This is a genomic window from uncultured Arthrobacter sp. (assembly GCF_964021775.1).
In the GTDB taxonomy this organism is placed as follows: domain Bacteria; phylum Actinomycetota; class Actinomycetes; order Actinomycetales; family Micrococcaceae; genus Arthrobacter.
Window position 1 is genome coordinate 178,615 of the sequence record NZ_CAXHZI010000006.1, and the last position, 25,423, is coordinate 204,037.

27 protein-coding genes are annotated in these 25,423 nt (G+C 69.0%); 20 read left to right on the plus strand and 7 right to left on the minus strand.

Annotation, left to right across the window (positions count from 1 at the left end):
* The first annotated feature begins 44 nt into the window (after positions 1 to 44).
* From ABIN76_RS08610 to ABIN76_RS08645, 8 genes are all read left to right on the plus strand, one after another.
* On the plus strand, positions 45 to 812 hold the full coding sequence (locus ABIN76_RS08610) for a MarR family transcriptional regulator (RefSeq protein ID WP_346959288.1): 768 nt from the start codon (positions 45 to 47) through the stop codon (positions 810 to 812).
* Positions 809 to 1,345 (plus strand): hypothetical protein, encoded by a 537-nt coding sequence (locus tag ABIN76_RS08615; RefSeq protein WP_346959289.1) that lies wholly within the window; start codon positions 809 to 811, stop codon positions 1,343 to 1,345. Before ABIN76_RS08610 ends, ABIN76_RS08615 begins: the two co-directional genes overlap by 4 nt.
* 28 nt (positions 1,346 to 1,373) lie before the next feature.
* On the plus strand, positions 1,374 to 1,667 hold the full coding sequence (locus ABIN76_RS08620; protein ID WP_346959290.1) for a YciI family protein: 294 nt from the start codon (positions 1,374 to 1,376) through the stop codon (positions 1,665 to 1,667).
* Between the two features lie 61 nt (positions 1,668 to 1,728).
* Positions 1,729 to 2,895, plus strand: coding sequence for a flavodoxin-dependent (E)-4-hydroxy-3-methylbut-2-enyl-diphosphate synthase (gene ispG / locus ABIN76_RS08625; protein WP_346959291.1), 1,167 nt, complete (start codon positions 1,729 to 1,731; stop codon positions 2,893 to 2,895).
* Positions 2,858 to 3,751: a GNAT family N-acetyltransferase gene (locus tag ABIN76_RS08630; protein ID WP_346959323.1), complete on the plus strand. Its 894-nt coding sequence runs from the start codon at positions 2,858 to 2,860 to the stop codon at positions 3,749 to 3,751. The genes ispG and ABIN76_RS08630 overlap by 38 nt, the downstream gene beginning before the upstream one ends.
* Positions 3,752 to 4,129: 378 nt before the next feature.
* Positions 4,130 to 5,941, plus strand: a complete 1,812-nt coding sequence (locus ABIN76_RS08635) for a proline--tRNA ligase (protein ID WP_346959292.1) — start codon at positions 4,130 to 4,132, stop codon at positions 5,939 to 5,941.
* 21 nt (positions 5,942 to 5,962) lie between these two features.
* Entirely contained in the window at positions 5,963 to 6,757 is a 795-nt protein-coding gene (locus ABIN76_RS08640) for a TSUP family transporter (RefSeq protein ID WP_346959293.1), read from the plus strand.
* Positions 6,758 to 6,839: 82 nt separating this feature from the next.
* Complete coding sequence (locus ABIN76_RS08645) at positions 6,840 to 8,312, plus strand: pyridoxal-dependent decarboxylase (RefSeq protein ID WP_346959294.1); 1,473 nt, start codon at positions 6,840 to 6,842, stop codon at positions 8,310 to 8,312.
* A 2-nt stretch (positions 8,313 to 8,314) separates the two neighbouring features.
* Here ABIN76_RS08645 and ABIN76_RS08650 read toward each other — a convergent pair whose 3' ends face one another.
* From ABIN76_RS08650 to ABIN76_RS08665, 4 genes are all read right to left on the minus strand, one after another.
* A complete protein-coding gene (locus ABIN76_RS08650) occupies positions 8,315 to 9,403 on the minus strand; it encodes an aminoglycoside phosphotransferase family protein (RefSeq protein WP_346959295.1) in 1,089 nt (362 codons plus the stop codon).
* A 24-nt stretch (positions 9,404 to 9,427) separates the two neighbouring features.
* Positions 9,428 to 10,159: a VIT family protein gene (locus ABIN76_RS08655; RefSeq protein ID WP_346959296.1), complete on the minus strand. Its 732-nt coding sequence runs from the start codon at positions 10,157 to 10,159 to the stop codon at positions 9,428 to 9,430.
* A gap of 106 nt (positions 10,160 to 10,265) precedes the next feature.
* Positions 10,266 to 11,120 (minus strand): DUF4439 domain-containing protein, encoded by an 855-nt coding sequence (locus tag ABIN76_RS08660; RefSeq protein ID WP_346959297.1) that lies wholly within the window; start codon positions 11,118 to 11,120, stop codon positions 10,266 to 10,268.
* A gap of 93 nt (positions 11,121 to 11,213) precedes the next feature.
* Positions 11,214 to 11,408, minus strand: a complete 195-nt coding sequence (locus ABIN76_RS08665; protein WP_346959298.1) for a hypothetical protein — start codon at positions 11,406 to 11,408, stop codon at positions 11,214 to 11,216.
* 115 nt (positions 11,409 to 11,523) lie between these two features.
* On the opposite strand from ABIN76_RS08665, the gene rimP reads away from it, so the two are divergent.
* The 7 genes from rimP to ABIN76_RS08700 all read left to right on the plus strand — a co-directional run bounded on the left by rimP (position 11,524) and on the right by ABIN76_RS08700 (position 18,400).
* Positions 11,524 to 12,138: a ribosome maturation factor RimP gene (gene rimP / locus ABIN76_RS08670; RefSeq protein ID WP_346959299.1), complete on the plus strand. Its 615-nt coding sequence runs from the start codon at positions 11,524 to 11,526 to the stop codon at positions 12,136 to 12,138.
* Positions 12,138 to 13,118: a transcription termination factor NusA gene (nusA, locus tag ABIN76_RS08675; protein WP_346959300.1), complete on the plus strand. Its 981-nt coding sequence runs from the start codon at positions 12,138 to 12,140 to the stop codon at positions 13,116 to 13,118. Before rimP ends, nusA begins: the two co-directional genes overlap by 1 nt.
* Positions 13,119 to 13,297: 179 nt before the next feature.
* Positions 13,298 to 13,666 carry a YlxR family protein gene (locus ABIN76_RS08680; RefSeq protein WP_346959301.1) on the plus strand — a complete coding sequence of 123 codons (369 nt, stop codon included), beginning with the start codon at positions 13,298 to 13,300 and terminating at the stop codon, positions 13,664 to 13,666.
* A 152-nt stretch (positions 13,667 to 13,818) separates the two neighbouring features.
* Entirely contained in the window at positions 13,819 to 16,692 is a 2,874-nt protein-coding gene (gene infB / locus ABIN76_RS08685; RefSeq protein WP_346959302.1) for a translation initiation factor IF-2, read from the plus strand.
* Between the two features lie 245 nt (positions 16,693 to 16,937).
* Positions 16,938 to 17,462 (plus strand): 30S ribosome-binding factor RbfA, encoded by a 525-nt coding sequence (rbfA, locus tag ABIN76_RS08690; protein ID WP_346959303.1) that lies wholly within the window; start codon positions 16,938 to 16,940, stop codon positions 17,460 to 17,462.
* 145 nt (positions 17,463 to 17,607) lie between these two features.
* Positions 17,608 to 18,060 (plus strand): thioredoxin, encoded by a 453-nt coding sequence (trxA, locus tag ABIN76_RS08695; protein ID WP_346959304.1) that lies wholly within the window; start codon positions 17,608 to 17,610, stop codon positions 18,058 to 18,060.
* The gene (locus ABIN76_RS08700; protein WP_346959305.1) at positions 18,053 to 18,400 is read left to right on the plus strand and encodes a CU044_2847 family protein; all 348 of its coding nucleotides are present in this window, start codon (positions 18,053 to 18,055) and stop codon (positions 18,398 to 18,400) included. Before trxA ends, ABIN76_RS08700 begins: the two co-directional genes overlap by 8 nt.
* An 80-nt stretch (positions 18,401 to 18,480) precedes the next feature.
* Here the strand turns inward: ABIN76_RS08700 and ABIN76_RS08705 are convergent, their stop codons facing one another.
* Together ABIN76_RS08705 and ABIN76_RS08710 are read right to left on the minus strand one after the other, a co-directional pair.
* On the minus strand, positions 18,481 to 18,678 hold the full coding sequence (locus ABIN76_RS08705) for a hypothetical protein (RefSeq protein ID WP_346959306.1): 198 nt from the start codon (positions 18,676 to 18,678) through the stop codon (positions 18,481 to 18,483).
* A gap of 94 nt (positions 18,679 to 18,772) precedes the next feature.
* Positions 18,773 to 19,936 carry a pyridoxal phosphate-dependent aminotransferase gene (locus ABIN76_RS08710; RefSeq protein WP_346959307.1) on the minus strand — a complete coding sequence of 388 codons (1,164 nt, stop codon included), beginning with the start codon at positions 19,934 to 19,936 and terminating at the stop codon, positions 18,773 to 18,775.
* 81 nt (positions 19,937 to 20,017) lie between these two features.
* Here ABIN76_RS08710 and truB point away from each other — a divergent pair, with 81 nt between their 5' ends.
* The 4 genes from truB (at position 20,018) to ABIN76_RS08730 (ending at position 22,589) form a co-directional block, all read left to right on the plus strand.
* Entirely contained in the window at positions 20,018 to 20,980 is a 963-nt protein-coding gene (gene truB, locus ABIN76_RS08715) for a tRNA pseudouridine(55) synthase TruB (protein ID WP_346959308.1), read from the plus strand.
* A 2-nt stretch (positions 20,981 to 20,982) separates the two neighbouring features.
* Positions 20,983 to 21,336: a hypothetical protein gene (locus tag ABIN76_RS08720; protein ID WP_346959309.1), complete on the plus strand. Its 354-nt coding sequence runs from the start codon at positions 20,983 to 20,985 to the stop codon at positions 21,334 to 21,336.
* A gap of 22 nt (positions 21,337 to 21,358) precedes the next feature.
* Entirely contained in the window at positions 21,359 to 21,877 is a 519-nt protein-coding gene (locus ABIN76_RS08725) for a hypothetical protein (RefSeq protein ID WP_346959310.1), read from the plus strand.
* 331 nt (positions 21,878 to 22,208) lie between these two features.
* A complete protein-coding gene (locus tag ABIN76_RS08730; RefSeq protein WP_346959311.1) occupies positions 22,209 to 22,589 on the plus strand; it encodes a MarR family transcriptional regulator in 381 nt (126 codons plus the stop codon).
* A gap of 242 nt (positions 22,590 to 22,831) precedes the next feature.
* Here the strand turns inward: ABIN76_RS08730 and ABIN76_RS08735 are convergent, their stop codons facing one another.
* The gene (locus ABIN76_RS08735; RefSeq protein ID WP_346959324.1) at positions 22,832 to 23,284 is read right to left on the minus strand and encodes an NUDIX domain-containing protein; all 453 of its coding nucleotides are present in this window, start codon (positions 23,282 to 23,284) and stop codon (positions 22,832 to 22,834) included.
* Between the two features lie 586 nt (positions 23,285 to 23,870).
* Here ABIN76_RS08735 and ABIN76_RS08740 point away from each other — a divergent pair.
* Positions 23,871 to 25,418, plus strand: coding sequence for a DUF222 domain-containing protein (locus tag ABIN76_RS08740; RefSeq protein WP_346959312.1), 1,548 nt, complete (start codon positions 23,871 to 23,873; stop codon positions 25,416 to 25,418).
* The last annotated feature ends 5 nt before the right edge of the window (positions 25,419 to 25,423 follow it).

The window sequence follows — 25,423 nt, forward strand, 5'->3', positions numbered from 1 at the left end:
TGTAAATGGTTGATGTTACGGAATCAGCCGCCTAGGGTTGGGCTATGTACGTGATGACCATGGACCAGCGCGGCAGCACCGCCGACGTCGACCGCGTCCCGGCCCTCCTGGCCGAACTGGAGCAGCTGTGCCCCGGAGCGCGCTTCGAGCGTTCCGTGGGCGACGAGGTCCAGGGCGTGCCGGAGCGCCCGGAAGACGTCGTGGAGATCGCCCTGCATGCCCTCCGCAGCGGCCGCTGGTACGTGGGTATCGGTGTGGGCCCGGTGGACCTGCCGCTGCCGGCCAGCCCGCGGGAGGGATCGGGAGCAGCCTTCGTTGCGGCTCGCCTCGCGGTGGAAAGGGCCAAATCCGCCGCACCGCACGTGCCGCTCGCGGTGGTCGTGGCTGACGGGCAGCGGCGCCCGGGTGCCGGCGCCCCGGCCGCGAACACGGCCGCCAACCCGGATGACAGCCCGGCCGGGGGGCCGCCGGGAAGCCGGGAATGTTCCGCCGCCGAAGCGGTGCTGCGGTTGATCGGACGCCTGGTCCAGGACCGGACCGCTGCGCAGTGGAAGGTGGTCGACGCGCTGCGCGGCATCCGCCAAGGGCACGCCGCAGCCCACGGGACGCAGAAGATCGCCGCACGGCAACTGGGAATCACCGAACAATCGGTGAGCCGTGCGCTGCTTCGCTCCGGCTGGCAGGAAGAATGGGCGGCGAGGCCCGCAGCCCAGATGCTGCTGGACCTGGCCCACGGCCTGGCCGTCGGGCCGGACAATGCGGGCCGGCCGGACAACGCCGCCCGGCAGACACGTAACGAAGGAGACCGGTGAACGCCCTCTGGATCACGCTGGCCCTGCTGGCTGCAGGGTTCGCCGGCTGGCCGGTCACCGCCCTGGTGTTCCGGCTGGCCCGGACCATCGATGACCGCTCGGACACCCGCGCCGGTGCCGCCGGCGGAGCCGGTAACGCCGACGACCCCGCGGCCGGCGGAGCCGCCGGCCCCGCCGGTAGCGCGAACGGCACGGCGGACGGGACGGTCGACGGCGAAATCACCCGGCCGGCGACGCCCGCTGAAACCGGTGCCGGCGGCCCCGGACAGGGTCCGGCCGCGCCGGAAGCCGGCACCCGCATCCTCCGCGGCGGCGCGATCATCGGGGTGCTCGAACGGCTGGCCGTTTGCCTGGCCATCCTGACCGGCCAGCCCGTGGCCATCGCCTATGTCGTCGCCATCAAAGGCCTCGGACGCTTCGCCGAACTGAAGGAAACACCGGTGGCCGCGGAGCGGTTCATCATCGGCACCCTCACCTCGATGCTGTGGGCGGCCGGGGTGGCGGCCCTGGTCAAGGTGCTCCTGCTCGGCTGACGCGCCGGACAGGCGATAGGGTATCCGTATGACTGTTTTTGCTGTTGAGTACGTTTACGACGCCGAATCCGCCGAAACCCGCGACGCCGCCCGCCCGGCCCACCGCGAATGGACCGCGGAACTTGCGCAGGACGGCACGCTCCTTGCCAGCGGCCCCTACACGGACGGCGCCGGCGCCCTCCTCATCTTCAAGGCGGCCGACGAGCAAGCCCTGAACGACCTCCTCAAGCAGGACCCCTTCGCCGATGCCGGCGCCATCTCGGGCACCCGCACGATGGTGTGGGCGCCGCTGACCGGCCTGCTGGCCGGGCACTCCGCCTAGCCTGCACCGCCTGCCCGCCATCGATCGTTCGACCTAGAATTCGACACACAGAGGAGTCCACGTGACCTCGGTCAGCCTGGGAATGCCGTCGGCACCGCCCCCCGTTCTTGCCCCGCGCCGGAAGACCCGCCAGATCAAGGTCGGCTCGGTTGGGGTCGGCTCCGACTCGCCGATCAGCGTGCAGTCGATGACCACGACTCCGACCACGGACATCAACGCGACCCTGCAGCAAATCGCCGAACTGACGGCCTCCGGCTGCGACATTGTCCGGGTCGCCTGCCCTTCCGCCGACGACGCCGAGGCCCTGCCGATCATCGCCAGGAAGTCCCAGATTCCGGTGATCGCGGACATCCACTTCCAGCCGAAGTACGTCTTCGCAGCGATCGAGGCCGGGTGCGCGGCGGTCCGCGTGAACCCGGGCAACATCCGCAAGTTCGACGACCAGGTCAAGGAAATTGCCCGCGCGGCCAAGGACCACGGCACCTCGATCCGGATCGGCGTCAACGCCGGGTCGCTGGAGCCGGGCATCCTGAAGAAGTACGGCAAGGCCACCCCGGAAGCCCTGGTGGAATCCGCCGTATGGGAGGCCTCGCTGTTCGAAGAGCACGGCTTCCACGACTTCAAGATCTCGGTCAAGCACAACGACCCCGTCATCATGGTGGCTGCCTACGAGATGCTGGCCGAAAAGGGTGACTGGCCGCTGCACCTCGGCGTGACCGAGGCGGGTCCGGCGTTCCAGGGCACCATCAAGTCCGCCACCGCCTTCGGCGCGCTGCTTTCCCGCGGCATCGGCGACACCATCCGGGTCTCCCTCTCCGCCCCGCCGGTGGAGGAGATCAAGGTGGGCAACCAGATCCTGCAGTCGCTGAACCTGCGCCCGCGCAAGCTCGAGATTGTCTCCTGCCCGTCCTGCGGCCGCGCCCAGGTGGACGTCTACACGCTGGCCGAGCAAGTCACCGCGGGCCTTGAGGGCATGGAGGTCCCGCTGCGCGTGGCCGTGATGGGCTGCGTGGTGAACGGCCCCGGCGAGGCGCGGGAGGCGGACCTCGGCGTGGCCTCCGGCAACGGCAAGGGCCAGATCTTCGTCAAGGGCGAGGTCATCAAGACTGTCCCGGAAGACCAGATTGTTGAGACACTGATCGAAGAGGCCATGCGTCTCGCTGAAGAGATGGGGGAGTCCGATGGCGAAGATGCTGTCCCGGGTAGCCCCGTGGTTAGCGTCTCGTAGGGACGGCGCCGGCGCCGCAGCCGGCACGACCGTCCGGGTCCTCACGGGTTCGGACACCGGCGCCCTGCTGGACCTGGCGCGGCAGGACGCCGTCGCCAATGTCTTTATCCTGTCCCACCTTGAGACCGCCGGCACGGCGTCGCCCACCGCGGGCGGCGCCAGTATTTTCGGAGTGTTCGACGGCGATGCGCTGCTGGGCGCGTGTTGGGCCGGCGCCAACCTGGTGCCTGTGCAGCTGGACCCGGACCTGGCGTCCGTGGTGGCCGGCGCAGCGCACCGGTCAGGGCGCCGCTACGCTTCGATCTTCGGACCGTCCGGGACGGTCCTGGCGCTCCATGCAGCGCTGGAGCGCCTGGGCCACTCCGCCCAGGAGATCCGCGCGGACCAGCCGCTCCTGACCATCGACGGTCCGCCCGACATAGAGCCCAACCCGGCCCTCGGCTTCGGCCAGCTCGCGGACTTCGACCGGATCCTCCCCGCCTGCGCGGCCATGTTCGAGGAAGAAGTCGGCTATTCGCCGTACCTCGGCGGCCGTGACTACTACAGCCGCCGGGTTAAGGGACTGATCCGGGCCGGCCACTCGCTGGTCCATTTGGGCACGGACGGCGAGGTGGTGTTCAAGGCCGAGCTCGGGGCGGTGACCCCGGAGGTGACCCAGGTGCAGGGGGTTTGGATGAATCCCGCGTACCGTGGCTTGGGCCTAAGCGCCGGGTACATGGCCGCCGTCGTGCTCCATGCCCAAACCCTGGCGCCGGTCACCAGCCTGTACGTGAACGACTTCAACACCCGTGCCCGCGCCAGCTATGAGCGGGTCGGCTTCCACCAGGTGGGAACTTTCGCGACCGTTCTCTTCTAGACACGATCTTGACACGCGCCTTTGACAAAAATCTGGGTGCAAACTCTTGTTTTGGCGACGTGCATCACATAGGTTCTAGCTAGCCGCGCCGAGCAGGCGCGAGCGGTCTCAGGGATGAACCAACCAGTGGCTGCAGGTGCCGCCCGAAAGGGCAGGATCAGGTACACCAGCAGCCTTGGATTTAGCGGCACTGGGGTCGCAGGGGCCACGCCATCACAGGATGACCAGCCGGAAACGGCCAGGGGCTTCCGTGTCATGGCGTGGCTCTTCCCCTGCCGGCCGGGAACCCGGCGCGCGGCTTGACGGTAGATTAGTGTCTGGACATTTTTCGTCAATGCCCAGTTCGCACCGCACTTCCTCAGAAACGGATACCTTCCAGTGGTCCTTCGACTTTCCAAGCTGTTCCTGCGCACCCTGCGTGAAGACCCCGCCGACGCCGAGGTCGCCAGCCACCGGCTGCTGGTCCGGGCCGGCTACATCCGCCGCGCGGCCCCGGGCATCTACACCTGGTTGCCGCTGGGGCTGAGCGTGCTGCGCCGGGTGGAGCAGATCATCCGCGAGGAAATGACCGCGATCGGCGCCCAGGAGGTCCACTTCCCGGCGCTGCTGCCCAAGGAACCCTACGAGGCGACCAACCGCTGGACCGAATACGGCGAGGGCATCTTCCGGCTCAAGGACCGCAAGGGCAACGACTACCTGCTGGCTCCGACGCACGAGGAAATGTTCACCCTGCTGGTCAAGGACCTGTACTCCTCGTACAAGGACCTGCCGCTGAGCATCTACCAGATCCAGAACAAGTACCGCGACGAGGCCCGTCCCCGGGCCGGCCTGCTGCGCGGCCGTGAATTCATCATGAAGGACTCCTACTCCTTCGACGTCGACGACGCCGGCCTGGACGCGAGCTACGCCGCGCACCGCAGCGCGTACCTGAAGATCTTCGAGCGCCTCGGCCTCGAAGTCGTCCCCGTCACCGCCACGGCCGGCGCCATGGGCGGGTCCAAGAGCGAGGAATTCCTGCACCCGACCGAGATCGGCGAGGACACCTTCGTGCGCTCCGCCGGCGGCTACGCGGCCAACGTCGAGGCCGTCACCACGGTGGTGCCCCCGGACATCGACTTTTCCAACGCTCCGGCCGCAGAGGTCCGCGACACCCCGGACACGCCCACGATCGAAACGCTCGTCGACGCCGCCAACGCCCTGGCGCCCCGCAGCGAGGCCGACGGCGGCGCCTGGACCGCCGCGGACACGCTCAAGAATGTGGTCCTCGCCGTCACCCTGCCCACCGGCGAACGCCAGCTCGTGGTCATCGGCGTGCCCGGCGACCGCGGTGTGGACCTCAAGCGCGTCGAAGCGAACATCGGCGCCTTCCTGCCCATCGGCGGCGAAATCACGCTTGAGGCAGCCAATGAGGAAGACCTCAAGAAGCAGGCCCTCCTGGTCAAGGGCTACATCGGCCCCGGCCTGTCCCTGGACGCGCCGCTGCTCGGCGCCGAGGCCGCCTCGAAGCTGCTCTACCTTGTCGATCCCCGCGTGGTCCGCGGCACCGCCTGGGTCACCGGCGCCAACGAGGCCGGCAAACATGTCTTCGGCCTGGTCGCCGGCCGCGACTTCGGCTGGGACGGCGTGATCGAGTGCACCGAGGTGCGCGCCGGCGACGAGGCCCCGGACGGTTCCGGCCCGCTGGAAACCGCCCGCGGCATCGAGATGGGACACATCTTCCAGCTGGGCCGCAAGTACGCCGAGGCACTGGATCTCAAGGTCCTGGACCAGAACGGCAAGCAGGTCGTCGTGACCATGGGCTCCTACGGCGTCGGCGTCACCCGCGCGGTGGCCGCCCTGGCCGAATCCAACCATGACAACAAGGGCCTGGTCTGGCCGCGCGCCGTCGCGCCGGCGGACGTCCACGTCGTCGCGGTCGGCCGCGGCGAAGAGATCTTCGCCGCCGCCGAGCAACTGTCCCTGGACCTGGAGGCCGCAGGCCTCGAGGTCATCTACGACGACCGCCCCAAGGTGTCCCCGGGCGTCAAGTTCGGCGACGCCGAGCTCGTGGGCGTCCCCACCATCCTCGCCGTCGGGCGCGGACTGGTGGACGGCGTCGTGGAGATCAAGGACCGCCGCAGCGGCAATGCCGAGAACGTGGCCGTGGACAAGGCTGTTGATTACGTGGTCAACGCCGTCCGCAACAACTGACCGCGGCCGGCGCTGCAGGAAATGGTCTCCGGACTTGAATCGATCCAGCTCGCCACGCTGATCCTGGTGGTGGTGGCCGGTTTCGCCGCCGGCTGGGTGGACGCCGTAGTGGGCGGCGGCGGCCTGATCCAGCTGCCGGTCATGCTGCTGATCCCCGGGATCAGCCCGGTGCAGGCGCTGGCGACGAACAAGATGGGTTCCATCTTCGGCACCACTACCAGCGCCGTCACCTTCTACCGCCGGGTCCGCCCGGACCTGCGTACCGCGGTGCCGATGGCGGTGATCGCGCTGGCCGGCAGCTTCGGCGGGGCGGTGCTGGCAGCATCCCTGCCGGCCAGCGTGTTCAAGCCCATCATCGTGGCGGCGCTGGTGGCCGTCGCGCTGTTCACCGCGTTCCGTCCCAACGTGGGGGACCTGACCAACCTCCGGCACGACGGGCACCGGCACTACGTCGTAGCCTGCGTGATCGGGGCCGTGATCGGGTTCTACGACGGCATGATCGGTCCGGGCACAGGCTCCTTCCTGATCATCGCGCTGGTGTCCGCAATGGGCTACGCCTTCCTGGAAGCCAGCGCCAAGGCCAAGATCGTCAACATGGCCACCAACGCCGGCGCCCTGCTGTTCTTCCTGCCGCACGGCTCGCTGCTGTGGGGCCTCGGTCTGGTCCTCGGTGCCGCGAACATGGCCGGCGGTTACCTCGGGGCACGGACCGCCGTCAGCCGGGGTAGCAAGTTCATCCGGATCGTGTTCCTCGTGGTGGTGGGGGCGCTGATCATCAAGCTTGGTTCCGACGTCTGGCACGACGCGTTCGCCTAGCGCGCCCGGCCGCAGGATACGGTCCGCCGGATCCCGCCCGGGAGGACTCCCGGTCCGTTGGCCACCGGCGTAGCATGCAGCTATGTCAGCACCTGTTGAACGCTACGGTGATGCCCTGGCAGCCGCGTCCCGGCACGCCCGCCGGTGGCTGGAGAGCCAGCAAACACGGCAGGTCGGCCCCCGGCTGACCGCTGCCGACCTTGCCGCCGACTTCGGCGGCCCGCTGCCGGAGGCGGGAGCGCCGGCCGCCGACGTGGTGGATTATCTGGCGGCCAAGGCCGAACCCGGGCTGATGGCCATGCCCTCCGGGCGGTTCTTCGGCTGGGTGATCGGCGGGACCCTGCCGGCCGCGCTGGCCGCGGACTGGCTGGTCAGCGCCTGGGACCAGAACGCCGGGCTGCGGTTCGCCACCCCCGCCACGGCGGCCATCGAGGAAGCAGCCGGCAGATGGCTGCTCGAACTGCTGGGCCTACCGAAAGACGCTGACGTCGGCTTCGCCACCGGGGCCACGATGGCCAACTTCACCGGCCTGGCCGCCGCCCGGTGGCGGCTGATGAGCAACGCCGGCTGGGACCTCGACGCCGAGGGCCTCGCCGGCGCACCCCGCATCCAGTGCTTCGTGGGCCAGGAGCGGCACGACACGATTGACCTCGGCCTGCGCTACCTGGGGCTGGGCCGGCCCACGGTGGTTCCCGCGGACCGGCAGGGCCGCATCGACCCGGCCGAGCTTGACTGCGCCCTCGACCGCGCCCTGGCCGGCGCCTCCGGCGCGGACGCCTCCGGCGCGGACGCCGCCGCCGACCGCAGCGCCGGCGCCCCCGCGCCGCGCCGCGCCCCGCTGCTGGTCTGCCTGCAGGCCGGGAACCTGCACTCCGGCGCGTTTGATCCCTTCAAGGAGGCCATCGCCGTCGCAAAAGCCCATGGCGCCTGGGTCCATGTGGACGGCGCCTTCGGACTCTGGGCGGCCGCGGTGCCGGAGCTCGCCGCCCTGACCGCCGGCGTGGCGGGCGCCGACTCCTGGGGCACCGACGCGCACAAAACCCTCAACGTGCCCTACGACTGCGGGATCGCGGTGGTCCGGGATACCCAGGCGCTGCGCTCGGCCATGGGCGTGCACACCAGCTACCTGATCCAGGCCGCGGACGGCGCGGCCGATCCCTTCGAGACGGTTCCGGAGCTGTCCCGCCGGGCCCGCGGGGTGCCCGTCTGGGCCGCGCTGAAGTCGCTCGGCCGCGAAGGGGTCGCCGCCCAGGTCCGGGGGCTGGTGCTGAACGCCAAGCAACTGGCGGAACGGCTGTCCACACTCGACGGCGTGGAGGTGCTCAACGACGTCGACTACACCCAGGTCTCGCTGGCCTTCGGCGACGACGCCACCACCCGGGCGGTGACGGCGCGGGTCATCGCCGACGGACGCGTCTGGATGTCCGGATCACGCTGGCAGGGCCGGGACATCCTGCGGATCTCGGTGAGCAACTGGAGCACGGACGACGCCGACGTGGCGGCCGCCGTCGACGCCGTGCGGGACGCAGTCGCAGCAGTCCGGACCCACGGGTAGGGCTAGCCTGCGTGGCTGACGGCCTGCCCGGGCGCGGGCAGCTCCTGCGGGGCCGGCAGCCCGGGGAGGGTGTTCCCGGCGAGGGTGCTGGCAACCCAGAGCGAGCGGGCGACGTCGCCGCCGTGGCTGGGCTTGGCCGCGTACCAGAGCGCGTTCTCCACCTCGCGGGCCACGGCCCACTGCCGGGCGATCTCGCCGTCGAGCCCGGCAGCGGCGCTGAAGTCGAAGCAGCGCTCCAGCAGGGCCTCGCCGGGGCTTGCGCGGGGGAGCTCCGCCAGCCGGTTCCAGAGCAGCGGGGCCACCGCGAACTCCGCTTCGCCGACCATGGGCTGAGGGTCGATCGCCTTGAAGTCGCCTGCCGTGACGCCGCCGGGACCGGGCAGCGCCGGAGCGTCGTCCCGGGCGAGGATGTTAAGGAAGTGCAGATCGGTGTGGACCAGCACGTCCGTGCCGGACCTCCGGCCGACGGCGCCGCGGGTCTGGCAGACCTCCAGGGCCGCCTCCAACAGCCAGCGCGGGAATGGCCGGCCCAGCCGTTCCCAGCTCTCCGGCAGTTCGTCGCTCCACTGCTCGGCACGGGCCGCGATGTGTTCGAACTCGTGCCACTCCGGCCGGCCCTCCGGCGGGAGGGACAGCCGGCGGACCACGCCGCCCCATACCGGCACCGCCACGTCCAGGGGTTCGTCCTGTAAGGAACGTTCGGCGTCCAGGCGCTCAAGCAGCAGCGAACCGGAGTCGGGGTCGTTTGCCAGCAACCGCACCGCCCCGTTCCCCTCCCAAAGGGCAAGGGCCTGCGGTTCGAGGAGCGCTTCGTCGTGCGGGTAGGCAATTTTGAGGACGGCAGTTTCCCCGTGGCCGAACCCGGTGGCTTCCCCGGGGCCGGGACGGCCGGCCCGCCGGACCGGGATTACGATGGCGCCGTGGCCGTTCCAGGGCAGCGCTCCGGGAGCTAGGTCGGGCCGGACTTGCCAGCGGTGCAGGGACTGCTCAATCAGCCGGGGGAGTGACGCCAACCAGGCCCGGCCCTCGCTGCTGCTGCCATAGCGGCGGGTGAGCGAGGGCGGAGTCGGGACGGCTGGCGGGATTCTCATCGCCTCCAGCGTAGTTGCCGAAGCTTAGGCGGTGATGCCGCTGGCGCCCAGCCAGCTGCCGATCAGGAAGGTCGCCACGAGCGCCGCGGCGCCGCCAATGACCACCCGGACTGCAGCCTTGGTCTTCGAGCCGCCGCCAATCCAGGCGCCGATCGCTCCGGTCGCCGCCAGCGCCACGAGCACGGCCACGAAGGTCAGCGGGACGCGGATGTTTTCCGGTGGCAGCAGGATGGCCAGCATCGGCAGGATGGCGCCGATCAGGAAAGCGATGGCGGAGGCGAACGCGGCGTGCCAGGGGCTGACAATGTCCGTCTCGTCAATGTGCAGCTCGGCGGACAGGTGCGCGCCCAGGGCGTCATGGGCGGTCAGCTCGGTGGCGACCCGGTGGGCGGTATCCGCGCTGAGCCCCTTGCCCTGGTAGATGGCGGCGAGTTCAGCCAGTTCCTCCTCGGGCTGTTCGGCCAGTTCGCGGCGTTCCTTTTCGATCAGCGCCTCCTGGCTGTCCTTCTGGCTGCTGACCGAGACGTACTCGCCCAGGGCCATGGAGATGGCGCCGCCCACAACGCCAGCGGCGCCCGCGATGAGGATCGGCCCCGAATCCGTCGTGACACCGGCGACGCCGACCACGATCGCGGCGACCGAGACGATGCCGTCGTTCGCGCCCAGAACGCCCGCGCGGAGCCAGTTGAGGCGGTGCGCAATGTCGCTGCGGTGGGGCTCGTTGTCATGAAGGGCTGCTGCGCTGCTGGTTTCCATGCCTACAGCAAATCACCGGCGGCCCCGGGTGGCCAGTATTGGAAGGCTAAGCAAGGTAAGTCGGGGCTTGCTAAGGCCGCCGGGGACGGCCGGCGTCAGTCCGGTGTCAATCCGCGGGCAGGGTGGGGAACGACGCCGGATCGGCGTCCAGCCCGGGCACCGGACCCGGCGCCGCGCCCCAGAGGACGGTCCGGCGGGCGGCGCCGAGCAGCCCCGAGATGGCCCACTTCCGGGTCTCGCCGTCGCTGAGCGCCACAAGATCGCCGTACGCGGGCAACGACGCGGCCTCCAGCGCACCCAGGCCGGGCCCCGGGGCGGCCAGGAAGGAAGGGTCCAGGGCGTACCCGGGTTCCCGGGGCGGCACCGGGGCGCAGTGCAACCGGCTGAGGGCTTCCGCTGCCGTGACAAGGGCTTCGTGCCGCGCCAGCTGGGCGGCGGCGGATCTAGCTGCTGCGTCGTCCAGGCGGGTCAGCGCCACCTGATAGCCGTAGACAGTCTCCAGCTCGGTGCGGACCAGGGCGGCCAGGGCGTCCGGCAGGTCGGCGCCCGGCAGGCCGGAGTCCGGCAGGCCGGAGTCCGCCGCGGCGGAGGCACTGCTGCGGAAGGGAGCAGCCGACGGCGACGCGGTCGCGGCGGGACAGGATCCGGCTGCGGGGGACTGGACCGCCGGGACCGGGCCAAGCCGCGCCGCGGCAGGGTCCGGGGCGCCGGCAGCGGCGGCGAGGGAGGACGACTGAAGCAGCTGGGCGGTCCCGACGGCGGCCAGCAGCCTGGCCATCCCGCCGTCGGCCGCGGCGGCATCGGCAAGCCGCTGCCGTCCGCTCGTTGCGAGGTCCGCAGCCAGCCTGGCGGCGGTGCCCGGGACGAAAGGGCGGGCCGGAGAACCCGTCGGTGACGGCGTGGCTGCCGGCGTTTGGCCCGGGCGCAGCAGGGCCCGGGCCTGGGTTGTCAGCAAACTCACAGTACGGGTCACGGCGGGCCGGACGGCGGCTGTTGCGGCGGGCCCTGCGGTGCCGGAGGGGGCGGCGTCAAGCTGTTCGTCGGCGGTCCGCAATTACAGGGCAGCGGCCAGGGCTGCGGCGCGGGCCTGCTCGGAAAAGGGCGGTTCCGGCGGTTTCGGCGGGGCCCCGGGCTTAGACACGGTGCCCAGGCTCACCACCACGAGGGCCAGGCAGACGAGGAGGGCGAGCCGGGGAAGGTGCCGGGGAACCCGGACCTGCCGCCGTTCTTCCCCGCTGTCGTCTTTCACAACAGACCATGTTGTCATGGTTGGCCTGCCGGCCGGGAACAAGGGTGCACCACGCCGCCGGGAATATCGCTAGGCTAGTACACACAACATCATCTAGCGGGAGGCGGGCGGCATCATGACCAACGCAGAAGCCACGACTTCGACAGACCGGACCGGGACGGGGAAGGCTGACGCCGCTCCCGCGCACAACCTGGAGGCAGAGCGCCTGCACGCGCTCCTTGAGCCTGCAGTCCTGGCGAACCGGCTGTACCTGGAGGACGTTTCCATCCACATTGCCGGCGCGAACCGGGTGGTCCACGTAGTGGTGGACCTGCCGCAGGAGGAGACCGGCGGCGTCAGCCTTGACGTCATCGCCGAAATTTCCAAGACCCTCTCGGACATTCTGGACAACGATCCCAGCACCGACTCACGCCCGTACGACCTTGAGGTCTCCTCGCCCGGCGTCGGGCGGCCGCTCACCGAAGAACGGCACTGGCACCGCGCCCGCGGACGCCTCGTTACGGTCAACGTGATCCAAGGCGACAACATCACCGGCCGCATCCAGTCCGTGGACGACGGCGGCGTGACCCTGGTCCCGGAGCTGGCGGTCAAAAAGGGAATGAAGCCCAAGCAGGGCGACCCCGTGAAACTTCCTTTCGACAGGATCCGTAGTGGAAAAGTCGAGATAGAGTTCAGCCACCTCGAAGAGGCCGGTCTGGAGAACGACAATGGACCTTCCGAGGAGGCCTAATGGATATTGACATGAGCGCACTGAGACTCCTGGAGCGTGAGCGCGAAATCCCGCTGGATCTCCTGATTCCGACCATCGAGCAGGCACTGCTGGTGGCCTACCACAAGACGCCGGGGGCCTTCGAGAAGGCCCGCGCTGAGCTTGACCGCAAGAGCGGCCACGTGACCATCTGGGCCACCGAAATCGACGACGACGGCGCGCCCATCGGCGAGTTCGAGGACACCCCGGCCGGCTTCGGACGCATCGCGGCGAGCACTGCGCGGCAGATCATCCTGCAGCGTCTCCGCGACGCTGAGGATGACAACGTGCTGGGCCAGTTCAAGGGCCGCGAGGGCGAACTCGTGGCGGGCACCATCCAGCAGGGCAACAACCCGCACATGATCCAGGTCAACCTCGGAACGGTGGAGGCACTGCTGCCGCCGCCCGAGCAGGTTCCCGGCGAGAAGTACACCCACGGCAACCGGCTGCGCGCGTTCGTGATCGACGTACACCGCGGCACCAAGGGTCCGTCCATCACGCTGTCCCGGTCCCACCCGGGGCTCGTCCGGAAGCTGTTCGAACTGGAGGTCCCGGAGATCGCGGACCGTTCGGTCGAGATTGTGGCGCTGGCCCGCGAGGCCGGCCACCGTACCAAGATCGCGGTGAAGGCAAACACCCCCGGCATCAACGCCAAGGGCGCCTGCATCGGTGAAATGGGTTCGCGCGTCCGCGCCGTCATGACCGAGCTTAACGACGAAAAGATCGACATCGTCGACTACAGCGACGATCCGGCTACCTTCATCGCCAGCGCACTCTCGCCGTCGCGCGTGAATTCAGTCACCATCACGGACGAGGCCACCCGGTCCGCCCGCGTGGTGGTGCCGGACTACCAGCTGTCCCTCGCGATCGGCAAGGAAGGCCAGAACGCGCGCCTCGCCGCCAAGCTCACCGGCTGGCGGATTGACATCGTCTCCGACGCCGCGGAAAACCGCGACAAATAGCCTCGGCGCGGGCCAGGCCCGCGCGGCCCGCGCCCCGGTCTGTCCGGCTCTCCGATTCTCTCCACGTTTCGGGTGCCGGGCGCCGGAGGGGCTAGAATAGACATGACCGCGCCTAACGGCCGGTATCCACGTGCCCCCGACACGTCCGGTTTTTGCGCCGGACGCCAAGGAGCCCGCAGATGCGAACTGGCAGGAAGATACTCGTAGTGGCAGAAGTGCAACACCTCGGGGATCAACCGCAACGCACCTGCATCGGGTGCCGGAAGAAGGGTCCGCGGTCGGAGCTACTCCGGCTCGTCGCCGACGCCAGCGGTTCATCCGCTGTCGTAGTGGATGAACGACGCCGGATGGCTGGCCGGGGAGCATGGCTGCACCCCAGCGAAAAGTGCCTGGCACTGGCGGTCAAACGTCGAGCGTTCGGACGCGCCCTCAACGGCGCTGCCGGAACCGCCGACGTCGAACGCCGGATCACGGCAGGCACGCAAGCAGCGGGCGCCCCGGTGGCCGCAGCAACAACCGTCCAACCTGAAAGCGGGTCAGAAAACTGATGGAAACCCGATGAGTTCCCAGCGATGAGTGCGCAACGATGACAACTTTGTTGCGCTCTGCAATGGGCCTTTCAGCTGCACTCGCGGCGGAGGCCCGCAGTAAGAAGTAGACGGTTCGTGCCTGGCTCGGTGCGGACCGAGACAGGAGAAATGTGGCCAAGGTCCGCGTACATGAGCTTGCTAAAGAGCTCGGTATTACTTCCAAAGATGCAGTAACCAAACTGCAGGAACTGGGCGAATTCGTTCGCTCCGCCTCTTCCACCATTGAGGCCCCCGTTGTGCGGAAACTCCGTAACGCCTACCCCGACGCGCCTGCCGCTTCGAAGTCCGAAGCGCCCGCGTCCGCCCCCAAGGCCAGCCCCGCAGCGACCCGTCCGGCGCCCGCGCCGGCTCCGGCTGCACCGAAGGCCGCCGAAACCAAAACTGAAGCTCCGGCTCCGTCGGCTCCGGCCCCTGCCGCCGCGCAGGCACCCGCCGCACCGGCTCCCGCTCCGGCTGCCGAGGCCCCGGCGGCTCCGTCCGCCGGCGTCAAGCCCGGCGCGCGTCCGGCACCGAAGGCTGAAGCCCCGGCCGCTCCGGCACGCCAGGGCGGCTCGGCCCCCCGTCCGGGCGGTCCCCGTCCCGGCAACAACCCGTTCGCCACGTCCCAGGGCATGCCCCGCGGCCGCGGCGGCGACAACGAGCGCACCTCCCGTCCGGGTAACAACCCGTTCGCTCCTTCCCAGGGCATGCCGCGTCCGGGTGGAAGCCGCACCGAGGGTGAACGCCCCGGCGGCCCCCGTCCCGCAGCCGGCGCCGGCGGTCCTCGTCCGGGCGCACCGCGCCCGGCAGGCGCAGCCGGTGCACGTCCGGGCGCTCCGCGTCCGGCCGGCGCTCCCGGCGCCCGTCCCGGAGCCGGCGGAAACCGTCCGACTCCCGGCATGATGCCCAACCGCACCGAACGTCCCGCACCCGCTGGTGCAGGCCGTCCCGGTGGCGGCGGCCGTGGCCCGGGACGCCCGGGTGGCGCTCCCGGGACCGGTGGTCCCGGTGCCGGCGGCGGCGCTCCGGCCGGCGGTGGCTTCGGCAAGGGTGGCCGCGGTCGCGGTGGCACCCAGGGTGCGTTCGGCAAGGGCGGCGCAGGCCGTGGCAAGCAGCGCAAGTCGAAGCGTGCCAAGCGCCAGGAACTCGAGCAGATGAGTGCCCCGTCGCTGGGTGGCGTGAGCGTACCCCGCGGCGACGGCAACACCATCGTCCGGCTCCGCCGCGGCTCGTCCATCACGGACTTCGCCGACAAGATCGAGGCAAACCCCGCCGCACTGGTGACGGTCCTCTTCCACCTCGGCGAAATGGCCACGGCCACGCAGTCGCTGGACGAGGAAACCTTTGCCCTGCTGGGGGAGGAGCTTGGCTACAAGCTCCAGGTCGTCTCGCCGGAGGACGAGGAGCGCGAGCTCCTCTCCGGCTTCGACATTGACTTCGAAGCAGAGCTGGAAGCCGAAGGCGACGAGGAGCTCGAGGCGCGTCCTCCGGTAGTCACCGTTATGGGTCACGTTGACCACGGTAAGACCCGGCTGCTCGATGCCATCCGCAAGTCCGACGTTATGGCGGGCGAGCACGGCGGCATCACGCAGCACATCGGTGCTTACCAGGTCACGCACAACCACGAGGGCACCGATCGCAAGATCACCTTCATCGATACCCCGGGCCACGAGGCGTTCACCGCCATGCGTGCCCGTGGTGCGAAGGTCACCGACATCGCCATCCTCGTGGTGGCAGCGGACGACGGCGTCATGCCGCAGACCATTGAAGCCCTCAACCACGCCCAGGCGGCCAACGTGCCGATCGTCGTGGCCGTGAACAAGATCGACAAGGAAGGCGCCAACCCGGACAAGGTCCGCGGCCAGCTGACCGAGTACGGCCTGGTTCCGGAAGAGTACGGTGGCGACACCATGTTCGTGGAGGTCTCTGCCCGCCAGAACCTCAACATCGACGAGCTGCTCGAGGCAGTCCTGCTCACCGCAGACGCTGCCCTGGACATGCGCGCCAACCCGAACAAGGACGCCCGCGGTATCGCGATCGAAGCCAACCTGGACAAGGGCCGCGGCGCGGTTGCCACCGTCCTGGTCCAGTCCGGTACGCTGCACGTCGGCGACACGATCGTGGCAGGCACGGCCCACGGCCGCGTCCGCGCCATGTTCGACGACGACGGCAGCGCGCTGACCGAGGCCGGCCCGTCCCGCCCCGTTCAGGTGCTGGGTCTGTCCAACGTCCCGCGCGCCGGTGACACCTTCTTCGTGACCGCTGACGAGCGCACCGCCCGCCAGATCGCCGAGAAGCGTGAAGCCGCAGACCGCAACGCCGCCCTGGCCAAGCGCCGCAAGCGCATCAGCCTGGAAGACTTCGACCAGGCCGTCGCCGAAGGCAAGATCGACACCCTCAACCTCATCCTCAAGGGTGACGTTTCCGGTGCCGTCGAAGCCCTCGAAGACGCGCTGCTCAAGATCGACGTCGGCGAAGGCGTCCAGCTCCGTGTTATCCACCGCGGTGTCGGTGCGATTACGCAGAACGACGTCAACCTGGCAACGGTCGACTCCGCCGTCATCATCGGCTTCAACGTCAAGCCCGCCGAGCGGGTTGCCGAACTGGCAGACCGCGAAGGCGTGGACATGCGCTTCTACTCCGTCATCTACGCAGCAATCGATGACATCGAAGCAGCCCTCAAGGGCATGCTCAAGCCGGAGTACGAAGAGGTCCAGCTTGGTACCGCCGAGGTCCGCGAAGTGTTCCGTTCTTCCAAGTTCGGCAACATTGCAGGCTCGATCGTCCGCTCCGGTGTTATCAGGCGCAACGCGAAGGCCCGCATCAGCCGCGACGGCAAGGTCATCGGCGACAACCTCTCCGTTGAGACGCTCAAGCGCTTCAAGGACGACGCCACCGAGGTCCGCACGGACTTCGAGTGCGGTATCGGTCTTGGCTCGTACAACGACATCAACGAAGGTGACATCATCGAGACCTTCGAGATGCGCGAAAAGCCGCGCGTCTAGTCTGAGCTAGCGTTACGAAGGTGCGGGGCCGTTGGATTTTTCCGGCGGCCCCGCCCCTGCGCTGGGCGGCCAACGTCTGACGACGTCGGCCGCCCAGCTCCGGCAGGCCCGATGCCACTCCCAGGCCGCCGGAAAAATCGAACGGGAGTCCGTCGTAGGCTTGCCTTAGGCGCGTGGCACCAAACTCACCAGTGTGCGGCTTGTGCTTCGGCGTCGTCGTACATCCAAATTTTTTAGGAGTGGAAATGGCTGATCCCGCACGGGCTGCCAAGTTGGCGCAGCGGATTAAGGTTGTCGTTGCTGAGGCTTTGGGCCGGAGGGTGAAGGATCCCCGGTTGGAAGGCGTGACCGTGACCGACGCTCGCGTGACCAATGACCTGCAGCATGCCACGGTCTACTACACCGTCTTCGGCGATGAGGTAGCCCAGGCCGACGCGGCCAAGGGGCTGGAGAAAGCCAAGGGCGTGCTGCGCCAGGAAGTGGGCCGCAACATCACCGTCCGGCTGACGCCGACGCTGGAATTCGTCGCCGACCAGATCCCCGTGGTTGCCTCGAACCTTGAGGAGCTCCTGCGCGAGGCCAAGAAGCGCGACGCTGAAGTGGCAGCCCTTGCCGCTAGCGCCAAACACGCCGGTGACGCCGATCCGTACAAGAGCGACATCCCCGAAGATGTTGAGCTCGACGAAGAGGACTTCGACGAAGACGACTTTGACGAAGAAAACAAGGACCTCCGGGCCGACAACGACATCGACGAGGACCGCAACAAATAAGCTTCCCGCAGCACTGGCCGGACCCGGAGAAGGGTCCGGCCAGTTTTGTCTCTGAGCTCCGGGGACTTTGGACTCTATGCCCGCAAGGCTCTGGAGCGTCGTATGGAGGCATGACTGCGGGCGAGCGGAACGGCGGCGAACGGCCGTGACCACTGCACTGATGAAGTGCCCGCAGTGCGGTACCACCAACCGGATTCCGGCCGCGGCGGCCGGGCACCCGCGCTGCGGCAAATGCCGCCGGGATCTGCCGTGGATTGTGGAGGCCAGCGACGCCGATTTCGCCGCTGTCGCGGAGCAGTCCCCGGTTCCCGCCCTGGTCGACTTCTGGGCGGCGTGGTGCGGTCCGTGTCGGATGGTCAGCCCGGTGCTGGACAAACTGGCGCAGGAACGCGCGGGCCAGGTCAAGCTCGTCAAGGTGGACGTGGACAAGTCGCCGGCCCTGTCCCGGCGCTTCGATGTGCAGGCGATTCCCACGATGCTGGTGATCTCGAACGGCACAGTGGTGGCGCGGCAGGCAGGAGCCCCGCCGGCCGCAGCCCTGCGCAGCTGGCTGGACGGTGCGCTGGCAGTCCGGCCCGGAGGGGCGCGCCATGACTGAAATCCTGCGCTACGAGGTGGGGTCCGGCACGGTTCTGGTGGAGGTCGACGAAGGCAGCTTCGGCGTCGAACGTCCGGCGCGAAATGAGCTGGGAATCCTCGACGCGGGGCGACGGCTGGAGGACGCGCTTGCCGCCGTGCGGCCGGCCGCCAGGGCCGCCGCCGAGGTGATGCGGGAACTGGCTCCCGAACATTTGGAACTCCAGTTCGGCGTGAAGTTGGCCGGGGAAGCCGGTGCCATCATCGCGAGGAACTGTTCCGAAGGGCACTTTATCGTCAAGATGTCCTTCACCGCGCCGGCGTCGCAGCCGATGCCGCCGGAGCACGAAATCCAGCTCTGAACCCTGTTTGCCAAACCGGTCCGCCAAACCGGTCCGCCGGCCCGGGGCGCCGGAGTTAGGCCGCTGCGCCGACCCGCTGGCTAGCGTCGCCGTCGGGCGCCCAGGCCACCCAGCAGCGGGGAACCCATCCCCAGCAGGAAGCCAAAGTCATACCAGTTGCCGGCGCGTCCCGTGTTGTAGAACGGGAACTCCCGCCAAGCCCCGAAGACGTGCGCGATCAGCACAATCCAGGCCGTGAGCCCGTTCCAGATGCCCCACAACAAGTCCTGCCACCACATGAGGTCCTCCTCCCAGGCCGACCGCGCACCCGCCGTGAATCCGCCCGCACCCGCGTCCGGTCAGGCTACTGCCTGGTGCGCCCGGGCGGTAGGACTAAAGGTCCGCGGCGCGGGCGGGAAGCCGGCCCAGGCCTTCCACGAGGTCCGATTGGCTGCCGCACAGGGCAATCCGGATCCAGCCTTCGCCGATCGAGCCGAAGGCGGTGCCCGGAGCGAAAGACACCCCGGAGTCGGCGAGGAAGCGCCGCACCCAGGCGCGGACGTCGCCGCCGCTGACGTGCGAGACGTCCGCCCAGAGGTAGAAGGCGCCCTGCGCGGTGAGGAAAGGGATGCCCTTGGATTCCAGCACGGCGGAGGCGGCGTCCCGGTTGGCGCGGTAGTGGGCGCGGGCATGGCTGACGTAGTCCTGCGGGCCGGTCAGGGCTGCCAGGGCGGCGTACTGCGAGGGCGACGCGACGCAGGAAACAATCGCCTCCATCACGTTGTTCATCTGCTGCTCGAGGCCTGGCGGGCAAATCAGCGCCCCGATCCGCAGCCCCGTGAGCCCGTAGGTCTTGGACAGGGTCAGCGAGGTGAACACGCGGGCCTCGCCGGGGACATCGCTATCGAAGCGGGCCGGGCTGATGTGCGGGACGTCGTAGGTGAAAGCCTCGTAGCATTCGTCCGAGATGATCCACAGGTCGTGCCGCCGTGCCAGTTCCACGAGGCTGCGGGTCAGTTCTTCGCCCAGCACGGCGCCCAGCGGGTTGGACGGGGAGTTAAGCATCAGGACCTTGGTCCGCGGCGTGATCAGCGCCTCGATGTCCTGGATCCGCGGCTGGAAGTCGTGGCCCGGGTAAAGCGGGTACTCGACGGGCACGGCGTGCAGCAGGCGGCTGGTCATCGCAAACGTCGGGTAGCCGGGATTGGGGATCAGGATCTCGTCGCCGGGGGAGAGCAGCAACGTCATCGCGAAGTGCAATCCCTGCTGGGCGCCGTCGACGACGTACACGCGGTCTGCGCCCACCGGCGTCGCGTTGTGCTCCCGGAACCTGGCCGCGAAGGCCTCCCGCAGCGCCGGGATGCCGGCGTTGGGGGTGTAGTTGGTCTCGTCCCGGTCCAGGCACGCCATTCCCGCCTCGAGGATATGGCGGGGGAGCGCGAAGCCCGGCTCGCCGATGCTCAACACGATCGCGCCGGGGGTGTGCCAGGCGGCTTCGGTGATCTCGCGGATCTGGTTGACGGGAACGTTGCGGACGTGGGCGGCGAGCTCAGGCATGTCTGCCATCCTAGCCGCCGGCGGCATCCGGGCCCGGGCGTCCGCGCCGGGGCCAGTCGCGGCGCGGATATACTGGGAGGCGTGCTTTCTGGACTGGTGATAGTGGACAAGCCGCAAGGCTGGACCAGCCACGATGTGGTTGGACGGATGCGGCGGATCGCCGGTACCCGAAAGGTGGGCCACGCCGGCACCCTGGACCCCATGGCTACGGGGGTGCTGGTGCTCGGTATCAACAAGGCCACCCGCCTGTTGACCTATATTGTGGGGACCTCCAAGACCTACACCGCCACCATCCGCCTTGGCGAGTCGACCGTCACGGACGACGCCGAGGGGGAGGTCACTGCCACCCGCAGTGCCGCCGCAGTCACCGAAGACGGCGTCCGGGCCGGCGTCGCCGCCCTGACCGGCGAGATCCAGCAGGTGCCCAGCAGCGTCAGCGCCATCAAGGTCAACGGCGAGCGTGCCTACGCCCGGGTCCGTTCCGGCGAGGACGTCAAACTTGCCGCCAGGCCGGTGACGATCCACCGCTTCGACGTCCACGATCTCCGCCGCTCCCGGGACGGCGAGGCCCTGGACCTGGACGTGACCGTGGAGTGCTCCTCCGGCACGTACATCCGGGCCCTTGCCCGCGATCTCGGCGACGCCCTGGGGGTGGGCGGCCACCTGACTGCGCTGCGCCGGACCCAGGTGGGGCCCTACACACTGGACCAGGCACGCACCCTGGAGCAGTTGGCCGACGAGCTCGAGGTCCTGGAGATGTCGCAGGCCGCCCGGGCGCTGATGCCCAACCGTGAGCTCACTGCGGAGGAGACCACGGAACTGTCCTTCGGACGACGGATCGTGGCCGGTGCCGCCGCCGGCACGCCGGATGCGGCGACGGCGGAGAAGCCCGCGGCAGCTTTCGCGCCGGACGGCTCGCTGGTGGCACTGCTGGCCGACGCCGGGAGCTACGCCAAGCCGGTACTGGTCTTCGCGCCGGACAATGAAAAGCCTGCTGCCGGGAAGGCCGCCGCAGAGCCCGCCGCCGCGGAGCCGGAAGGCTAGCCGTGGACGCGTATTTCTACATCATCCTGGTGGTGGGGCTGCTCTCCACCCTCCTTTGCGTTGGCGCCGGCGTCCTGAAGAAGGCGCCGAACGATGCCACCATCCTGTCGGTAGCCGCCGTCGAGCTGTCCCTGCTGGTCTACCTCGTCGGATCCATCGTCCGGGTCGCGTCGGGGGAGCAGATCGCGGGGGAGCCCTGGGAGTTTTGGGGCTACCTCGTCACGGCGCTGATGCTGCCGGTGGGTGCGGTGTACTGGGCCATCCTGGAACGCACCCGGTGGAGCAATTTCGTGCTGGCGGCCGTCGGCGTCACCGCGCTGGTGATGGCGGCCCGAATGAACCAGATCTGGTACTGACGTGGAAGAGGCAAAGAAAAACATGACGGCTTCACAGCAGGACACCGGCGACGCCGCTGGGCTCGCGGGGCAGGGCGGCGCGGCAGGGACCGCGGGTAAGAGTGCTGCCGGGCCCGCGGGGCAGGGCGGCGCGGCGGCGAAGGACACCCGCAACACCGGTCCCGGCCGGCTGCTGATTGCCGTCTACGCGGTGTTCGCGCTCTCGGCCACCGCCCGGGCCGGGTACCAGATCCTCACCAAGTTCTCCGAGGCGCCCCTCGCCTACCTGCTCTCCGCTTTCGCCGCCGTGGTCTACATCGTGGCGACCGTCTCGCTCGCGAAGGCCGGCCGCACCTGGTTCAAGGTGTCAGTGACGGCGGTCCTGGTCGAGTTGGTCGGCGTTCTGGTGGTCGGCGCGCTCAGCCTCTTCGACGCGGTCAACTTCCCGCACGAGACGGTCTGGTCCCTGTTTGGACGTGGCTACGGCTTCATCCCGCTGTTGCTGCCGATCCTGGGCCTGATCTGGCTGTACCGCCGACGCCCGGCGCCCCGGCGGGCCTGACTCCGCCGCCCCACCCATCAGCCCGGCCCCGTCTGCGTGCGTCTCTTCTGAGCCGCCGACGGGGCCTTTTGGCGTGCCGTTGCCACGACTAATAGTAAGCAAACTTGCCAAATCTATAGTAAGCATGCTTATTGTAGTATCTGGGTGCGGACAGTGACAGCCTGCACCCCACGTTTGTCCACCGGAGCGAGGGAGGCATCATGAGCATTGTGAACGCCGTTCCCCGAGCAACATGGGAACCGAAAACAGCAGGCGATGGGCGCCGATGCGGGTGCCGCGGATGAGCCTCGGCCGGGAAACAAAGAAGTGGCGGACGGATCAGCTTTTGTCCATGGCCGCTCGAGTGGTCGAGCGCCGCAAGGACCAAGCGTTGGCTGCCCTGGGCCTGACCCACGCCGGCGTGATCGCCCTGCAGGGGCTTGCCGCCGGGCCGCTGAACCAAGAGCAGCTGGCGCGCCGGATCGCGGTGCAGAGCCAATCCCTGGGGAAAGTCTTGGGCCGGCTCGAAGAGTCTGGCCTTGTCACGCGAACCAAGGACGAGCGTGACCGGCGGCAGTTTTCCGTGGCCCTGACGGCTTCCGGCAGCGCGGCCCTAGCAACGGCGCATGAGATCGAACGCAACGCGCTGCCCGAGGACCTGGAAGGCTGGACCCACCTGCAACAGGACTTGGCCAGGATCCTGGCCGCTTTCGAGGTCCCGGGAAGCTCCTGACCAGCGGGTCATGAGGTGGTCCGCCCGGCGCCGCGGCTCTTTCCTTAGCGGGCGGACGTCCTGCGTTTACGAACGCGGACCGCACGACGGCGGCAGCGGCGCGATCTCACGAGGTCGCCGTCGCTTGGGGCTATGCGGACCGGCCGCAGTCGTCGTCGCTACTTATGGGTTCCGCCGTCGACGTTATTCGGCCCGGCCGCAGTCGTCGTCGTTATTCAGCCCGGTCGCCGCCGTCGTAGCCGCTATTTGCCGTTGCCGTGCCGTACCTCGGGGGCTTGAAGCCTGCGACGGAGGGCCGGCCAGGCAGCCGCGAAGCCCGGATGCAACTCCTTGTCACCGACGCCCTCAAGGCTGACCCACTGCAGCTCGAGACTTTCCGGATCACTGATGGCGGGTTCGAAGGGCTCCACGACTTGCGCGGCGACCGTCGTATAGGACCAATACCCGACGTCGAACACCGTGGTGAAGAGTATGCGGACGGATCCGGGCGGGACGGCGGCCTCTTCCTTGGCCTCCCGGAGCGCGCCGTTGACGGCGTCTTCGCCTTGATGCAGGGCGCCGCCGGGGAGTCCCCAGGTTCCGCCATGGTCGCTCCAAGTGGCGCGGTGCTGCAGCAGGACGCCCTTTTCCGCATCATGCACGAGCAGGCCCGCGGAACCGAAGCGTCCCCAGAAGCGGCCATGCTCGCCCTCCACCCATGCATCGCCGGGGTCGCGAGGCCCGAGCGGGCGGCGCGGATCGTGATACGGGTTCCGAGGCGCGGCTTCCTGCTCTTCTGGCTTTGAAGCTGCGTTCGTCGGATCTTCAGCGGGGTTGTTTCGAGCCGGCTGCGGGGAGACTGAGCTGTCCATCTGGATAGTCTGTCATGCCGTCGACGGGGATCCTGGGGCTGGTCTAGCTGTTCCCTGAATTGTCTTAGGCTCTTGGTTTGATGGGTTCATGGGAACCAATCCTGCTCTCGCCTTGTCTCCGGCCGCCTGTGCCGGGGAAGCTGCTTGTCGGGTGTAGGTGGCGGGGGATGTGCTGCTCCGGTACGGCGGTCTTGCGGGCTGTTCTGTTGCCACTATTACTGTCGTAGGTCCCTGGTTGGATGGGTTTATGGGAACCAGTGCAGCTCTCGCCATTCCTCCGGCCACCAGGGCCGGTGATGCTGCGCGGCGGATGCCGGTGGCGCGGGGCGTGCTGCTCCGGTACGGCGATGGTGCAGGCCGTTCCGTCGCGTGCTCTGGGGCGGGTTGTGGTGCCGCTATTAGTGTCGTAGGTCGCTGGCAGGATTGATTCATGGGAACCAGCGCAGCTCTCACACTTTCTCCAGCCACCCGGGCCGGTGATACTGCGCGGGGGGTTCCGTCGCTGGGGAACATTCTGGGGCAGGTGCGGGAGTTGTGCGCGACGGCGGTGAGGGACGCGGCGCTGTTCGGGTTCGCGGAGGCCGCGGAGTACGCCGCCGGGGTCGAGGAACTCGCCCGGGGGGTGGAGTTCCTGCAGCTTGTCGGCGCGGCCGCGGTGGACCGGACCCGGAAGGAAGCCGCCGCCGCGGACTCCCCGGTCCTGGATGACGGTTACCGCAAGAGCGGGGACTTCCTGCGGGACCGGTTGCAGATCACCGGCACCGAAGCGCACCGCCGGCTGTCCCTGACCGCCGCGGTCCTGCCGCGGACCGGGATCACCGGGCAGATCCTCCCGCCGCTGCATGAGGAACTCGCCGCCGCCGTGGCCGCCGGGACCGTGCCGTCCCGGTCCGCGACCATCATCGCCCAGGCCCTGGACCGGGTCCGGCCCCTGTGTGACCCGGCCACGACCGCCCGGATGGAACACTCCCTCACGGCCACCGCGGCCGAGCACGACCCGGACTTCCTGGCCCGGGTCACCCGGCGCTGGCTGGACGCCATCGACCAGGACGGCGCCGAACCTTCCGAGGAGGTCCTGCGCCAGTTACAGGGCGCGTTCATCCGTAAACCCCGCCACGGCCTGCACCACCTGGAAATCTTCGCCACCACCGAACAATTCGAGACCCTGCTCACCGTGATGAACACCGCCACCAACCCCCGCACCACCCCCGGCACGACAGGCACTGACGGCAGTCCAGGCGCTGCGGACAGTGGCGGGGCGGACGGCGGCGGGGTGACCGGGGCGGACGGCGGCGGGGAGGTGGGCGTGGCCGGGGAGGTTACCGGGGCGGAGGGGTTCGTGCCGGGCGGGTTGGACTGGCGGTCCCGGCCGCAGAAATACCTCGACGGCCTGGTCGGCGGCTGCAAAATAGCCCTCGCGTCCGGCGGGCTGCCCGCCACCGGCGGACACCGGCCCCAGATCATGGTCACCATCGACTACCGCGACCTCCTCGAACACCTCCTAAACACCACCAACACGGACGCCAGCGGACGCGGCACAGGCCCGATGGGGTTCACCGGCACCGGGACCATGGCCTTCACCGGCCCCGTCACCGCCGCGACCATCCGCAAAATCGCCTGCGACGCCGACATCATCCCCATCCTGCTCGGCAGTCAGGGCCGCATCCTCGACATCGGCCGCACCACCCGGATCTTCCCGCCCCACATCCGCAAAGCCATCACCGCCCGCGACCAAGGCTGCGCCTTCCCCAACTGCACCATGCCCGCCACCTGGTGCGAAGCCCACCACATCACCTACTGGTCCCGCGGCGGCACCACCAGCACCGACAACGGCGTCCTCCTCTGCTCCCACCACCACCACCTCATCCACAAAGAACAATGGACCATCCAACTCCGCACCGGAATCCCCTGGTTCATCCCCCCACCCCACCTCGACCCCCACCAAACACCCCGAAGAAACCACTACTTCAGATGCTGAACCAC

Bases quoted from the DNA above. Each gene is read 5' to 3' on its own strand.
- ABIN76_RS08610 (WP_346959288.1), top strand. From the start codon at position 45: ATGTACGTGATGACCATGGACCAGCGCGGCAGCACCGCCGACGTCGAC.
- ABIN76_RS08620 (WP_346959290.1), top strand. From the start codon at position 1,374: ATGACTGTTTTTGCTGTTGAGTACGTTTACGACGCCGAATCCGCCGAA.
- ABIN76_RS08630 (WP_346959323.1), top strand. From the start codon at position 2,858: ATGCTGTCCCGGGTAGCCCCGTGGTTAGCGTCTCGTAGGGACGGCGCC.
- ABIN76_RS08640 (WP_346959293.1), top strand. From the start codon at position 5,963: ATGGTCTCCGGACTTGAATCGATCCAGCTCGCCACGCTGATCCTGGTG.
- ABIN76_RS08645 (WP_346959294.1), top strand. From the start codon at position 6,840: ATGTCAGCACCTGTTGAACGCTACGGTGATGCCCTGGCAGCCGCGTCC.
- ABIN76_RS08650 (WP_346959295.1), bottom strand. From the start codon at position 9,403: ATGAGAATCCCGCCAGCCGTCCCGACTCCGCCCTCGCTCACCCGCCGC.
- ABIN76_RS08655 (WP_346959296.1), bottom strand. From the start codon at position 10,159: ATGGAAACCAGCAGCGCAGCAGCCCTTCATGACAACGAGCCCCACCGC.
- rimP (WP_346959299.1), top strand. From the start codon at position 11,524: ATGACCAACGCAGAAGCCACGACTTCGACAGACCGGACCGGGACGGGG.
- nusA (WP_346959300.1), top strand. From the start codon at position 12,138: ATGGATATTGACATGAGCGCACTGAGACTCCTGGAGCGTGAGCGCGAA.
- ABIN76_RS08680 (WP_346959301.1), top strand. From the start codon at position 13,298: ATGCGAACTGGCAGGAAGATACTCGTAGTGGCAGAAGTGCAACACCTC.
- rbfA (WP_346959303.1), top strand. From the start codon at position 16,938: ATGGCTGATCCCGCACGGGCTGCCAAGTTGGCGCAGCGGATTAAGGTT.
- ABIN76_RS08700 (WP_346959305.1), top strand. From the start codon at position 18,053: ATGACTGAAATCCTGCGCTACGAGGTGGGGTCCGGCACGGTTCTGGTG.
- ABIN76_RS08705 (WP_346959306.1), bottom strand. From the start codon at position 18,678: ATGTGGTGGCAGGACTTGTTGTGGGGCATCTGGAACGGGCTCACGGCC.
- ABIN76_RS08710 (WP_346959307.1), bottom strand. From the start codon at position 19,936: ATGCCTGAGCTCGCCGCCCACGTCCGCAACGTTCCCGTCAACCAGATC.
- ABIN76_RS08725 (WP_346959310.1), top strand. From the start codon at position 21,359: ATGACGGCTTCACAGCAGGACACCGGCGACGCCGCTGGGCTCGCGGGG.
- ABIN76_RS08730 (WP_346959311.1), top strand. From the start codon at position 22,209: ATGGCCGCTCGAGTGGTCGAGCGCCGCAAGGACCAAGCGTTGGCTGCC.
- ABIN76_RS08740 (WP_346959312.1), top strand. From the start codon at position 23,871: ATGGGAACCAGCGCAGCTCTCACACTTTCTCCAGCCACCCGGGCCGGT.